The sequence below is a fragment of the Paractinoplanes durhamensis genome (genome assembly GCF_016862175.1).
Taxonomy (GTDB): Bacteria; Actinomycetota; Actinomycetes; order Mycobacteriales; family Micromonosporaceae; genus Actinoplanes; species Actinoplanes durhamensis.
Window position 1 is genome coordinate 1 of sequence record NZ_BOML01000034.1, and the last position, 12,399, is coordinate 12,399.

Genomic DNA, 12,399 nt, shown 5'->3' on the forward strand with positions numbered 1-12,399 from the left:
CCCAGCCCGCCCGGCTCGGCCCAGCCCGCCCGGCTCGGCCCAGCCCGCCCGGCTCGGCCCAGCCCGCCCGGCTCGGCCCGCCCGGCTCGACCTGCCAGCTCGGGCCTGCACCGACCCCTGGCCTGCACCGACCCCTGGCCCGCCCGGCCCTGGCCGGCCCGGCCCTGTCATGACGCGACGGTGAGATCGCGGCTATGGCACCACCAGCCCGTTTTCGTAGGCCGCGATGACGAGCTGTGCACGGTCGCGGGCGTGGAGCTTGGCGAGGAGATTGCCGATGTGAGTTTTGACGGTCCGGATGGCGATGGTCAGGACATCGGCGATCTCATCGTTGGACAGCCCTCGCCCGACGAGGGTGAGCACCTCGGTCTCCCGCTCGGTGAGGATGTCCGGCCCTCGGGCGAGCGCGGCCGCGGGCCGCCGCACGTAGTGCTCGATGAGCCGGGTCAGGATCGCCGGGGCGAACAGCGATTCGCCGGCATGGGTGCGGCGAATCGCGTCGAGGAGCTCATCGGGACGGGCGTCCTTGAGGAGGAAGCCGGAAGCTCCGGCGCGCAGTGCCCCATAGACGTATTCATCGAGCTCGAACATGCTCAGGACAAGCACCCGGCAGCAGCCGAGCGTCGAGTCGGTGGTGATGGTGCGGGTCGCGTCAATCCCGTCCCCGCCGGGCATGCGGATGTCCATCAGGATGACGTCCGGGCTCAGCGCCCGGCTGAGTGCCACCGCTTCGCCTCCGGTGGCGGCCTCACCGACCGTGGTCAAATCGGACGCTCCACTGATGAGCAGGCTGAGGCTGTGCCGCAGGAGGGGCAGGTCGTCCGCGATGAGCACCCGGATCGCAGCCGGCCCGTTCTCATCGGTCATGCCTCACCCCCACTGGCCGGCTCGCTCTCGTCGGTCATGCGTTACTCCCGCCGGCCGGCCCGTTGTCGCCGGTCATGCTTCAGCCCCGTTTGCTTTAGCCTCGCCGGCCGGGGAAGCCAGGGGATGCGGCTGTCTTGGCGAGGTGGCCGACTCGGGGATGCGGGCGACGAGCAGCCAGCCGCTGCCGGTGGCCTCGGCGTCGAGGGCGCCGGCAAGAGCGTTCAGGCGTTCGCGCAGCCCGTGCAGGCCGTGGCCGGCACCGGGTCGTGGTTGCCATCCGGGGCGGGGGCCTTCGTCCCGGACGGTCACGACGACGGTTTCCCGGTCGCGGTGGACCTCGACGCGAGCGTGGGTGGGGCCGGCGTGCCGGAGAGTGTTGTTCAGCGCTTCGCGGACCACGGCGCAGACGGTGAGTTGCACGCCGGGCGACATGTCGCCCGACTCATCGACGGCCAGGGCGGTGGTCACCCCGGCAGCGTTCGCGGCGGTGACGATCGCGGGGAGATCGGCCAGGGTGTCGCCGGGGCGCAACGGCGCCGGACCGGGGCTTCGGAGGACGGCGAGCATGCGCCGCAACTCGGTGGTGGCCTGCCGGCTGATGTGCTCGATGTCGGCCAGCGCGGTCACCCGCTCGGCCTCGCCCTCCGGCCCGGGCACGGTGCGAGCGGCGCCGGCCCGGACGGTGATCAGGCCGAGCCCGTGCGAGGCGAGGTCGTGCAGCTCGCGGGCGATGCGCAGCCGTTCACCCTGCGTCGCTCGCTCTGCCGCCCAGGCCGCCAACTCGTCTTCGTAGTGGCGGCGCTGCTCGCTGGTCCGGATGAGGGTCCAGCTGATCACCGCGACGGTGAATCCGGCAGCGGCCGCGAACGTCGCCCACGCGGAGACCGGATTGGCGAAGCCGGTGGTGGTGAGCACCAGCGCCAGGAAGACGAGCACGGTGACGGCGGTGATCCAGGCTCGTGATCGCCAGGCCGGCCGCTCGGTTTCCATGGCCCGAGTCTAGGTTTCGGCTCGATCCGGGGGATCGGTCCTGGGTCGGAGGGACCTGGGACCGAGACGGCAGCCGAAGGTCCGGACCACGGTCCGATGACGCCGCGGCAGCCGCCTGGTGGCATGGATCCATGCTTTCGATCAGCGGCCTCACCAAGCGGCACGGCCCCCGCACGGTGCTCTCCGACGTGACGTTCCAGGCGCGGCCCGGTCGCGTGACCGGCTTCCTGGGGCCCAACGGGGCGGGCAAGTCCTCGACGCTGCGCATCCTGCTCGGGCTGGACCGGCCGACCGCGGGGACGGCGCTGATCGACGGGCGACCATATCGAAAACTGCCCGACCCGATCCGTGCGGTCGGCTCCATGCTCGACGGTTCCGGAGCGCACCGCTCCCGCACCGCTCGCAACCATCTCGCCTGGGTCGCCCGCGCGGGCGGTGTCCCGAAGCGCCGGATCGATGAGGTGCTCGACCAGGTGGGCCTGGCCGGCGCCGGCCGCACCCGGGTCGGCAAGTTCTCGCTCGGCATGGGGCAGCGACTCGGGCTGGCGGCCGCCCTCCTGGGCGAGCCGGCGGCGCTCGTGCTGGACGAGCCGGTGAACGGCCTCGACCCCGAGGGCATCCGCTGGATCCGCGGCCTGCTCCGCGGCCACGCCGATGCGGGCGGCACCGTCCTGCTGTCCAGCCACCTGATGAGCGAGGTCGCCGAGATCACCGACGACCTGGTGATCATCGCCGGCGGCCGCATCGTGGCGACCGGTCCGCTCACCGAGGTGATCGCCGGGCACGCCACGCTCGAGGAGGCGTTCTTCGCACTGACCGGCGCCGACCGATGACCCGGCTTCGCGCTGACCGGCGCCGGCCGATGACCCTGCTCCGCGCGGTCGTCGCCGAGCTGCGCAAGACCGCGACCCTTCCGGCGAGCGCAGCCGCCACCGCGGTCGCGGTGCTCGGTCCCCTCGGCATCACGGTGCTCAACGCCTTCAGCGTCCGCAATGCGATCCGGTCCGGGCAGCCCGGCCTGGTCGCCTACACCTCCCCGGCCGAGGCGGCGTTCTCCGCGGCCCCGCTCGGCACGATCGGTGCCATCATCCTCGGCGTCGTGGTGATCAGCAGCGAGTTCACCGCGAACAGTCCCGATGCCGGCGGCGGACGTCAGATCACGGCGACCTTGGCGGCGACACCTCGCCGGCTCGTCGTTCTAGCGGCGAAGGCCGTCGCCGTCGTGCTCAACGTCCTCGCCGCCGCCGCGATCACCCTTCCCGCCTGCCTGTTCGTGGCCGACTTCGTGATCGGCGACCTGGCCACCCCAGACGACCTCGGGCCGACGGCGGCCCGCGCCGCCGGCGCGGCCCTCTACTGGACGCTGACCGCGTTGATGGCCTTGGCGATCACGGTCCTGACCCGCAGCGGCGTCATCCCGCTGATCGTCCTGATCGTGAACAGCTCCCTGGTGTCGGTGTCGATGGTGCTGACGCACGTCACGACACTGGCTTACTACCTGCCCGACGCGGCCGGGATGCGCCTGTTCGCCGACGACCCCTTGGGCGAGTTCGAGCACGCACTCGCCCCGCTGACCGGCGGACTGGTCATGGCGGCTTGGGCACTCGGGTTCCTCGCGGTCTCGTCCGCCGTGTTCACCCGGCGCGACGCGTGACCACCAAGCCGACCCGCACGGCGGCCGTCAGGCTGGCCCGCACGGCGGCCGTCAGGCTGGCCCGCACGACTGCCGCCGAGCTGGTCAAACTCCGCGGCCTGCCCGCCATACTCGGGACCGCGCTCGGAACGGTCGTCACCGGAGCGTTCCTCGCGGTGGCTTTGGCGTCCTCCGCGCCGACGGCCACCGACGCCACCGACGTGGTGACGCACACGGTGCTCTTCCTCCAGATCGGTCCGATCCTCATCGGCGTCCTGGCCGTCGCCACCGAATACGCCGGCCGGCAGATCGCCACCACGCTGACCGCGACACCGAACCGTCGCCTGCTCCTGGCCGGAAAGGCCGCCGCCTATCTGATCGTGGCGACCGCTACCAGCGTCACCACGATCGTCGCCGGCCTGGCAGCAGCGCAGCTCACTCTCATCGCCCGGGACCGGGCCGCCGAGGCTCGGGAGTTCGATCCGTGGCCCGCCGCCGGGGCCGTGACCTACCTCGTACTGATCGGGGTGCTCGCCCTGGCGCTGGCCACCCTCCTCAGGTCACTGATCCCACCGCTGGTGGGCATGCTGACCGTCGTTCTGGTCGTCTCGCCGCTGTTGTCCGGCTACACCGAGCACGCCCGATGGCTCCCCGACCGAGCCGGAGGCCTCCTGTACCTGCCGACCACCGACCCGGTCCTCGGAGCGCGGACCGGCACCATCGTCCTACTCACCTGGATCGCGCTGACCGGATCGGCCGCGATCGCCGCCTTCCGGTCGCGCGACGCGTGAAGGTCCAGGCCACTACATCGGGCCGTCAACGCCGTTTCAACAGATCCTGGAACGTCCGGATGGTCGACGCCGACCGGATCTCGGTCAGCGGCATGTCCGGTAGTTCGCGTTCGAGTCGTGCCCAGGCATTTCGTGCGGTGCGGACGCCGATCCAGATGAACGGGGATGGCTATGGCGCTGGCCAGCAGGAACCAGATGTTCAGATCGGCGAAGGCAACGATCAGGCCGAGATCACCATCCCGGCGAGCCCGCCCAGGTAGAACCGGGCCGCGCGGAGCGCGCGGGGATAGGAGGTGGCCTGCCGGACGACGTCGAATCCGGGATGGCTGGGCGGCGATATCACGGTCAGTTTCCCTACTGCGGCGGATGACTGATCGACCTTGTTCTGATGGCCGGTGCGCCGTCAAACATGCCCGGTCTATATCCCCGGGTATAGATGGATCTCCGACCGGCGCGGGATTCGCCGGTCGGCGGCGGCTGCCAGGCTGTTTCGCATGGAGAACACGAAAATCCAGGTCCCCGCCCCGGCTGCTCGGCCCAGCGTTTGGCTTCGCCGGGCAGTGGTGGGCGTTGCCTGCGCGCCGTTCGCGGCGATCGGCTTCCTGCACGCGTTGGGTCGCTCCGGCGACTTCGGCGTGCTGGGAAAGTGGTACGTGATGGTCCCACTGGCCGTGGCCGGATTCTTCGCGTGGCACCTGATCGAGAAGGCCGCCTCCTGGGCCACCCGTCGGACGGCGAGTGCCACCGAGCCCGCGTCGGCGGTCGGCAATCAGAGCCACGAGACGCCATAGGTGGCCCTGCTCATCGTCTCGGCCTGCGGCCGGTCCACACGGAGCCGGCCCGAGGGCCGGCCGGCCGATCTGCCGAATCTGTGAGCTTCACGCCGAGCGACCATGCAGACCGGCAGGGCGACGCAGACCGGCAGGGCGACGCAGACCGGCAGGGCGACGCAGACCGGCAGAGCGATGGCCAAGCCTTACCCCGCTGATGTCGGTTGGGTGGGCCGGGCCGTGAAGAAGCGGATGATGTCGTCCGCCGCGGTGGGGGAGAGCATCATCGCCTGGACCCGGGTGGACATCTCGGCGATCGGGTGAATGCGGGTGAACATCGCCTCCTCGTACGCCCGGATCGCGGCGTCCGGGTCGGTGGGGTCGGCGGCGAGTGCGGCCGCCAGTTCGGCGGCGTCGAGCATCGCCTGGTTGGCGCCCTCGCCGACCGGCGGCATGAGGTGCGCGGCGTCGCCGATCAAGGTGCTGCCCGGGCGGCTCGGCCAGCGCGTACCGATGGGCATCGTCTCGATCCGGCGTGGCGTCGGTGCGCCGACGCCGGCCTCGATGAGCGCGGTGAGGCCCGGGTCCCAGCCGCCGAACATGTCGAGCAGCGCACGCCGGTCGCGGTAGGCGTCGAGTGGGCGATCGCCGTCGCGCAGCGAGATGCCGACCTTGAGGCTGCCGTCGCCGAGGCGCTGCGCCGCGAGGATCTGGTTCGCGCCGAGACACCACAGGTTTCCGGGGCCGACCAACTCGGCGAGAGCCGGGTGGCGCCGGTCGACGTCACCGATGTTCAGCTCGACGAGAGTGGCCACATAGGACAACTCCGCGTCGGTCAGCAGCGGCCGGACGACCGAGCGAGCGCCGTCCGCGCCGACGAGGACGTCGCAGTCGGCGGTGCGGCCACCCTCGTACACCAGCTTGAAACCCCTGCTCGGACGAGGCGTCGCCTCGGTGAGCCGATGCCCCCACGCGATCGCGTCCGCGGGGAGCGAGTCGAGCAGAAGGTCGCGCAGCACGCTCCGGTCGATCTCGGGCCGCCCGGCGAACGAGCCGGGTCGGGGCTTGTGATGCAGGAGCGTCCGGCCGGTCGGGTCGAGGATGCGGAGTTCCTCGCCCTCGGGCCGAGCCTGCGACCGGAAGCGGGCGGTGAGACCAGCCTCGTCCAGCGCCCGCTGCCCGGACTCCGGATGCAGGTTGAGCATGCCGCCCTGCGATCGTGCGGATCGGTCGGCCTCCCGCTCGTAGACCACCGCGTCGATGCCGTGCCGATGCAGGATCCGTGCCAGCGTCAGCCCGCCGAGGCCGCCGCCGATGATCGCGATGCGCATTCCGATCTCCTTAGCGTACGATGTACGTCATGGATACACCGTACGGTAGCGAGGCGCTACCCGTCTGGGAGCGCCCCGAGCCGAGGCCGCGGGCGGCGCCGGTGGCGTTGAGCCGGGCGAGGATCGCCGCTACCGCGATCCGGCTCGCCGACGAGCACGGCCTCGACAACCTGTCGGTCCGCAAGATCGCCAAGGAGCTCGGCGTGGGTCCGATGCGGCTCTACGACTACGTCCTCAACCGGTCCGAACTGCTCGACCTGATGATCGACGACGTCCACGCCGGGATCGCCGAGGCCGGCCGGCGCGCCGAGGCCGACTGGCGGGCTACGGTGCTGGCCATCGCCCGAGCAACCCGTGCGGCCGCGCTCGAGCACGAGTGGTTCGCCGACCTGCTGGGCGGACGGCCGCACCTGGGCCCGCACGCCCTCGCCATCGGCGAGGCAACCGCGGCGGCATTCAGCCAGGCCCCGGGCGTGCGCGGCATCGAGGATCTCCAGCGGGTCCTGGGCGCCTTCAACGCTTTCCTGGCCGGTGCGATCCGCCGGGAGGTCACCGAGCGCCGCACCACCCGCGCCACCGGCACCGACGAGGCCGCCTTCCAGAAGAGCCTCGGCCCGTACCTGACCCGGATGCTGGCCACCGGCCGTTACCCGACCGTCGCCCGGCTCGTGATCGACGGAGCCCACCTCAACCCCGAGGAGACCTTCAACCACAACCTGGCCACCATCGTGGACGGACTCACGCCTACGACTTGAAATACTCCGCCATCACGCCGCTGACCCACTCCGGCTGGGCCACGCCGACCGGAAGGAACTCCACCAGCACCGGCTTCAGGTCGATGACCGGGGTGCCGGAGACCGCGTCGAGGCCGGACACCGTCAGTTCGCGACCGTGGACGGACTCGATGGCGCAGGAGGTCACGCCGATGCGGTTCGGCCGTCGCGGCCCGCGGCCGGCGAAGATGCCGACGGGCGGGAGGGCGGCGAGGCCGCGATAGGGGCGCGGTTCGCGGTAGTCGCCATCGTCCGGGAACTGATCGAAGACGAACAGGACCTCCACGTGCGAGAAGCCCTCGAGGCCCTGCAGGCATGCCTCGCCGAAGCGCTCATCGACGATGATCGTGCTGCGGACATCCCCCCAGTTGTCGGTGTGCTGGATATCCGTTCGTTCGTTCCGGACCGTACCGATCGAGGTGATCTCGAAGCTGGGCATAGCCGGCAGGCTAGCCCGGCCGGCCAACAGGGGAGTGGCATGACGATCTGGGAAGTGATGGCGGACGCGGACCGCGAGCGATGGACGTACGTGCCGTTGATCAGCGTCGGCCCGCTGCGATTCGGGATGAGCCCGGCCGAGGCGGCCGCCGCCCTGGAAAACCTAACTGCGGAATTGACGGAGGTACGAGCCGACAGTGCCCTGAAGGCCGAGTTCCGCCGTCCCGCCCCGCCGCCATGGTTTCGCGGTGCGGTCACGGCGTACTTCGGAACGCTTGAAGGCCTTTTCTGTGTCGTGGTGGACGCACAGTCCGGGCCGCAGGTGGTCATGGACGGCATCGAGCTGGTGGGCCGGGCGCCGTCGCACGTTGAGGCGGAGCTGAAGGCGCAGGACCTCGCCCTGCGGTACCAACCGGAAGGCGACTCGGAGGCCGAGGGGCTGGGTCTGACGATGCGCGCCCAACGGACCGGCGACGTAGTCCTGACCCGCCCCGTCTTCGCCGTGATGGGCGACCGTGCCTACACGCTGTGGGACGCCATCCCGGCCGACGAGCTGCACGTCCACTGACAAAAGACGAATGCCGTGCAGCTCGAAAGCTGCGGAGCGCAGTTTTGCGCGACTCCAGGGCATATCGCGCGGAGTAGACCCGCAGGGCCGCGCCCGGTACGGCGAGGAGGACCTCCGGTCGGCGTTGGATGGCGGACTGCCGGCGCTGGCGGCCGCGGTGCGGCAGATCTACGAACTGACCGCCGAGGACTACGCCGCGCGCGACTACCTGCGCGGCTAGTTTGGGTGCCGGCGAACTGAAGCTCGCCCGCTCGCGGAGTGCCATAAAGCGGGACATCGGAAAGATCGATGACTGTGATAACTTGCCGCCGCCTGCGCCGGGAGGCCGGTCGGGCTCACGGGGAGGAACACATGCGCCGATTGCTTGCGCGTATCACTATCTTGATCATGGCATTAGGCGCCGCCGGCGGTGGCTTGCCGGCCTCCGCCGATCCGGTGCCGATCACTGATCCGTATGCGTTCACGTCCGCCGATGTCGGCTTCAACGACGGCAGCGACCAAGAGGGCCAAGTCGGCCGGATCGCCGCGATGGACGCGTATGTCGGGGACAAGAAGCCGATCATCCGCGTCGACCTGTACTGGCACCTCGTACAGCCGGACCGCGACGTCGCGCCGGACTGGAGCAGGATCGACGGCGTGATCGACGCCGCCCACGAGCAGGGCGTTCGGGTGCTGCTGATCCTGGACTACTCGACGAAGTGGGCCAACGGCGGCCACGATGACACCAGCTATTTTCCGACGGACGACGCGGCCTGGGCCACCATCGTCCGGCAGACGGTGGCTCACTTCGGATCCAAGGTGCAGGCCTACGAGGTGTGGAACGAGCCGAACCTCGGCGGTCAATACGGTGACAACAGCCTCGACGTCCGTGCCGGGCGCTACTGGCAGCTGGCGAAGATCGCTTATCAGGAGGTGCACGCCGGCTGTTCCGGATGTGTCGTGCTGGCCGGCGGGTCGACGGGCGGCAACGTCTACGAGGACGCGAACCATGTCTGGCACGGCGACAACGAGGGTAGCGTCTGGCTGGAATGGGCCTACCAGCACGGGATGGGCGGATACCTGGACGCGGTCGCCTACCACCCCTACCCGGCCCACTACTCGGGCTACCTTCCCTCGTTCGCGCCGGACCCGTGCGAGGGAAGCCGGTTCTGGTTCTGGTTCGGACCGGATGACCCCAAGTGTGGCGGTCTGGCGGCCCTGCGCGAGGTGATGGTCCGCCACGGCGATGCGGGCAAGCAGATCTGGGGCACCGAGATCGGGTTCCCCACCGACGGCGACCGCGAGCCGCAAACGCCGGAGCACGTCCGCGATGCCCTCGAGGAGGGGGTCCGGATGTGGCGGTCCCGCCCCTACACGGGGCCACTGTTCATCTACTCCTTCCAGGACGTCCCCACGTGGGCCGCGCCCTGCGCCAATCCGCACAACAGCGAGTGCCACTTCGGGCTCCGCGACAGCAACGGAAATCCCAAGGAACCGATGTACAGCGACGTCCGCGCCGCGCTGATCGGTGACAACTGGCTGCCGACGCTCGCACCGGGCCGGTCGCTGTTCCGCGGTGCGGCGGTGAGGTCCGCGAACGGCCAGTTCACGCTGAGCATGCAGGCCGACGGCAATCTCGTGCTGTACGACAACCGCGGCGGGGTGCCGGCACCGATCTGGGTGCGGGGCGACCTGCGCGGGTACCGCCTTACCAACCAGCACGACGGGAACCTGGTCATTTACGACTACGCCAACCGGCCGCTGTGGGCCTCCAACACGGCGGGTCGGGGCGTCTCGACCATGCGCTTGCAGGACGACGGCTCCCTGGTGTTCGGCTCCGGCGCCGGCGAGAATTGGTCTGTCGCGTCAGGCGCAACGGCATACCGGCACGTGGCAGGAGCGCAAGCAGAGACAGGAACCGACCCGTACGAAGGGTCGATGTACACGTCAGTTGATGCCACCCAGGCCCTCGGAAGCATTTATCAAGATATCAACCGGACCGTCAATCCCGGCGATACCGTCTGCGCGAACACCCACGTGGTGACCGAAGGTGCAGCCACCGGTGGCGGTGGCACCTTCGCACTCTTTCTCACCGGGGGAAATGCTGAAACCTCGAACAAGAGCCTCGGCAACCTCCCGAACGGCAATAGCTGGACACCATTGAGTACGTGTGTCACTGCGACAAGTGGACATTCGGCCGTACGCGTTCAGTTCTACCCCGCTGTCGGTGGTCCGACGATTGGCGTCGATGCTGTCGACGTGCACCTCAGTATCGCCAAGAATGGCGGCTTCAACAACGGCTTCGACAGCTGGACGGATTCCCCCGGTTCACAGCATGCCGTCTATGGTCCCGGGGTCACCGGCAACAATCCGTATGAAGGTGCCGGGTTCGCTGCTACCAACACCACCGTGGTTGGTGGCGGCATTTATCAGGATGTCAGCCTGACCGTGAATGCGGGGGATACCTTCTGTGGCAGCGCTCGGGTCGCTTCGCAAGGCACGGCAAGGGGTGCCAGTGGCAGTTTCGCGATGTGGCTGATCGGTGGATCTCAAGAGAACTCGGTCACTACCTACGCGAACCTGCCTGGTGGTAACGACTGGACTCCCATCTCCGCCTGCATTACCGCGGCGGCTGCATACAGCAAACTCCGGGTGCAGTTCTATCCGGACCCGAACACCGGCACCGTGGTCATCGACGCCGTCGACATTCACAAGTCCATTGCCAAGAACGGCGGCTTCAACAAGACCTTCGACAACTGGACGGACGCCCCCAGCTCACAGCATGCCGTCTATGGTCCCGGTGTCACCGGCAACAACCCGTATGAAGGTGCCGGGTTCGCCGCTACCAACACCACCGTGGTTGGTGGCGGCATCTACCAGGATGTCAACCTGACCGTAAAAGCGGGGGACACCTTCTGTGGCAGCGCTCAGGTCGCTTCGCAAGGCACGACACGGGGTGCCAGTGGCAGCTTCGCGATGTGGCTGATCGGTGGATCTCAAGAAAACTCGGTCACCACTTACGCGAACCTGCCCGGTGGTAACGACTGGACTCCCATCTCCGCCTGCATTACCGCAGCGGCCGCATACAGCAAACTCCGGGTACAGTTCTATCCGGACCCGAACACCGGCACCGTGGTCATCGACGCTGTCGATGTCCGGCAAAGCCTGGCTGTCAACGGCGGATTCAACATGAAGGGCGATTGCATAGTCTGCTGACAGGTTTCTGAGCCGGGGTTACGCGAGCCGCATTGCCTCCGGGCCGCGGTAGCGGTCGTATCGAAGGCGCTTCACGAGGCGTATTCGTTCGAGATCTCGGTGGCGTAGTTCTTCCAGAGCGGCTTCATGGTCTCGGCGTTGACCGGCTGCCCGGAGTCGATCATGGCCTTGAAGTCGCGGAAGTACTGCACGTACAGGTCCGGCGTGAACGTGTTCAGCATGACCGCGTTCACGCCGCCCACGTTGGCGAACGTGTGCGGCGCCCCGGTCGGCACGATGACCCAGGTGCCCGGCCCGGCGTCATATTGGTCCTCGCCGACGGTGAACCGGAACGTTCCCGCCAGCACGTAGAAGCCCTCGTCGTGCTGGGCATGGCGGTGCTGCAACGGGCTCGGGGTGCCCGGCAGCGGTGTCTGCGGACGGTCCCGATGGGGGGAAGGCCGTCGTCGTCGACATCGTCAGCGCGAGCGTGCGGCGGGTGGAAGATTCAGCCGCCAATGACGCCCAGCTTGTCGCGGTCTCCGCCCACGGCGACCCGATTTGGGCCAAACCCGCGAACACCAGCGCGACCACGGTGCACTGGATCGTGGGAGGCGGGCAGCCCGGCACTGTCGACGCCGACCTGCGCTCCCACCTGCGGCCCGGCGAGATCGTCAACCCGACGGGATGGCCGGGCGAGGTGATGCTCGGCGACGGGATCACCGCCGTGGTGCCCATCATCCGGGCCGGCGGCGACCCACGAGAGGCCCCGTGGGCCGACGGCGATGCAATCCTGCTGGTCGACCTCACCACCGGCGTTGTCCGGCACCGCCTGGATCTGCCCACCAACACCGCACGCGTACGCCTCCACAGCAGTGGATGCGGACTCGGCCCCCACGCCCTCGTCCAGTTCGAGGGAGGCGACCCGACGACCGGGCAGCGGCCGACCGATCCCACCCATCCCACCGACGTGGTCGCGCTCGACCCCTGGACCGGCGCCCGCGGCAGCGGCTACCGCTTTCCCCCAGACGGGGTCCCTTTGCTCATCTGCTGACCAGCCGCAG

At 69.2% G+C, this 12,399-nt stretch carries 14 protein-coding genes; 9 read left to right on the forward strand and 5 right to left on the reverse strand.

Annotated features, from left to right (window positions below; genetic code table 11):
* Positions 1-192: 192 nt before the first annotated feature.
* Together Adu01nite_RS20550 and Adu01nite_RS20555 are read right to left on the reverse strand one after the other, a co-directional pair.
* Complete coding sequence (locus Adu01nite_RS20550) at positions 193-867, reverse strand: response regulator (protein ID WP_203728534.1); 675 nt, start codon at positions 865-867, stop codon at positions 193-195.
* A 72-nt stretch (positions 868-939) separates the two neighbouring features.
* Positions 940-1,857: a sensor histidine kinase gene (locus Adu01nite_RS20555; protein ID WP_203728535.1), complete on the reverse strand. Its 918-nt coding sequence runs from the start codon at positions 1,855-1,857 to the stop codon at positions 940-942.
* 131 nt (positions 1,858-1,988) lie between these two features.
* On the opposite strand from Adu01nite_RS20555, the gene Adu01nite_RS20560 reads away from it, so the two are divergent.
* The 5 genes from Adu01nite_RS20560 to Adu01nite_RS20580 all read left to right on the forward strand — a co-directional run bounded on the left by Adu01nite_RS20560 (position 1,989) and on the right by Adu01nite_RS20580 (position 5,072).
* Entirely contained in the window at positions 1,989-2,690 is a 702-nt protein-coding gene (locus Adu01nite_RS20560) for an ABC transporter ATP-binding protein (protein ID WP_203728536.1), read from the forward strand.
* Positions 2,691-2,719: 29 nt separating this feature from the next.
* Positions 2,720-3,511 carry a hypothetical protein gene (locus Adu01nite_RS20565; RefSeq protein ID WP_203728537.1) on the forward strand — a complete coding sequence of 264 codons (792 nt, stop codon included), beginning with the start codon at positions 2,720-2,722 and terminating at the stop codon, positions 3,509-3,511.
* Complete coding sequence (locus Adu01nite_RS20570; RefSeq protein ID WP_203728538.1) at positions 3,508-4,281, forward strand: hypothetical protein; 774 nt, start codon at positions 3,508-3,510, stop codon at positions 4,279-4,281. Before Adu01nite_RS20565 ends, Adu01nite_RS20570 begins: the two co-directional genes overlap by 4 nt.
* A 59-nt stretch (positions 4,282-4,340) precedes the next feature.
* On the forward strand, positions 4,341-4,541 hold the full coding sequence (locus Adu01nite_RS20575) for a hypothetical protein (RefSeq protein WP_203728539.1): 201 nt from the start codon (positions 4,341-4,343) through the stop codon (positions 4,539-4,541).
* A gap of 234 nt (positions 4,542-4,775) precedes the next feature.
* Positions 4,776-5,072, forward strand: coding sequence for a hypothetical protein (locus Adu01nite_RS20580; protein WP_203728540.1), 297 nt, complete (start codon positions 4,776-4,778; stop codon positions 5,070-5,072).
* Between the two features lie 185 nt (positions 5,073-5,257).
* On the opposite strand, the gene Adu01nite_RS20585 is transcribed toward Adu01nite_RS20580, so the two are convergent.
* Positions 5,258-6,382 carry an FAD-dependent oxidoreductase gene (locus Adu01nite_RS20585; protein ID WP_203728541.1) on the reverse strand — a complete coding sequence of 375 codons (1,125 nt, stop codon included), beginning with the start codon at positions 6,380-6,382 and terminating at the stop codon, positions 5,258-5,260.
* A 29-nt stretch (positions 6,383-6,411) separates the two neighbouring features.
* Between Adu01nite_RS20585 and Adu01nite_RS20590 the strand changes: the two genes are divergently transcribed.
* Complete coding sequence (locus Adu01nite_RS20590; protein WP_239132572.1) at positions 6,412-7,137, forward strand: TetR/AcrR family transcriptional regulator; 726 nt, start codon at positions 6,412-6,414, stop codon at positions 7,135-7,137.
* Here the strand turns inward: Adu01nite_RS20590 and Adu01nite_RS20595 are convergent.
* Complete coding sequence (locus Adu01nite_RS20595) at positions 7,127-7,594, reverse strand: SAM-dependent methyltransferase (protein ID WP_203728543.1); 468 nt, start codon at positions 7,592-7,594, stop codon at positions 7,127-7,129. The genes Adu01nite_RS20590 and Adu01nite_RS20595 overlap by 11 nt on opposite strands.
* Positions 7,595-7,633: 39 nt before the next feature.
* On the opposite strand from Adu01nite_RS20595, the gene Adu01nite_RS20600 reads away from it, so the two are divergent.
* Complete coding sequence (locus Adu01nite_RS20600) at positions 7,634-8,161, forward strand: hypothetical protein (protein ID WP_203728544.1); 528 nt, start codon at positions 7,634-7,636, stop codon at positions 8,159-8,161.
* A gap of 351 nt (positions 8,162-8,512) precedes the next feature.
* Complete coding sequence (locus tag Adu01nite_RS20605; RefSeq protein ID WP_203728545.1) at positions 8,513-11,356, forward strand: hypothetical protein; 2,844 nt, start codon at positions 8,513-8,515, stop codon at positions 11,354-11,356.
* Between the two features lie 71 nt (positions 11,357-11,427).
* On the opposite strand, the gene Adu01nite_RS20610 is transcribed toward Adu01nite_RS20605, so the two are convergent.
* Positions 11,428-11,763, reverse strand: a complete 336-nt coding sequence (locus tag Adu01nite_RS20610; RefSeq protein ID WP_203728671.1) for a cupin domain-containing protein — start codon at positions 11,761-11,763, stop codon at positions 11,428-11,430.
* A gap of 71 nt (positions 11,764-11,834) precedes the next feature.
* Between Adu01nite_RS20610 and Adu01nite_RS20615 the strand changes: the two genes are divergently transcribed.
* Positions 11,835-12,389 (forward strand): hypothetical protein, encoded by a 555-nt coding sequence (locus Adu01nite_RS20615; protein WP_203728546.1) that lies wholly within the window; start codon positions 11,835-11,837, stop codon positions 12,387-12,389.
* Positions 12,390-12,399 lie beyond the last annotated feature (10 nt).

What these genes read in the sequence shown, in the direction of transcription:
- Adu01nite_RS20550 (WP_203728534.1), bottom strand. Translation starts at nt 867, where the DNA reads ATGACCGATGAGAACGGGCCGGCTGCGATCCGGGTGCTCATCGCGGAC.
- Adu01nite_RS20555 (WP_203728535.1), bottom strand. Translation starts at nt 1,857, where the DNA reads ATGGAAACCGAGCGGCCGGCCTGGCGATCACGAGCCTGGATCACCGCC.
- Adu01nite_RS20560 (WP_203728536.1), top strand. Translation starts at nt 1,989, where the DNA reads ATGCTTTCGATCAGCGGCCTCACCAAGCGGCACGGCCCCCGCACGGTG.
- Adu01nite_RS20565 (WP_203728537.1), top strand. Translation starts at nt 2,720, where the DNA reads ATGACCCTGCTCCGCGCGGTCGTCGCCGAGCTGCGCAAGACCGCGACC.
- Adu01nite_RS20575 (WP_203728539.1), top strand. Translation starts at nt 4,341, where the DNA reads ATGGTCGACGCCGACCGGATCTCGGTCAGCGGCATGTCCGGTAGTTCG.
- Adu01nite_RS20580 (WP_203728540.1), top strand. Translation starts at nt 4,776, where the DNA reads ATGGAGAACACGAAAATCCAGGTCCCCGCCCCGGCTGCTCGGCCCAGC.
- Adu01nite_RS20585 (WP_203728541.1), bottom strand. Translation starts at nt 6,382, where the DNA reads ATGCGCATCGCGATCATCGGCGGCGGCCTCGGCGGGCTGACGCTGGCA.
- Adu01nite_RS20590 (WP_239132572.1), top strand. Translation starts at nt 6,412, where the DNA reads ATGGATACACCGTACGGTAGCGAGGCGCTACCCGTCTGGGAGCGCCCC.
- Adu01nite_RS20595 (WP_203728543.1), bottom strand. Translation starts at nt 7,594, where the DNA reads ATGCCCAGCTTCGAGATCACCTCGATCGGTACGGTCCGGAACGAACGA.
- Adu01nite_RS20600 (WP_203728544.1), top strand. Translation starts at nt 7,634, where the DNA reads ATGACGATCTGGGAAGTGATGGCGGACGCGGACCGCGAGCGATGGACG.
- Adu01nite_RS20605 (WP_203728545.1), top strand. Translation starts at nt 8,513, where the DNA reads ATGCGCCGATTGCTTGCGCGTATCACTATCTTGATCATGGCATTAGGC.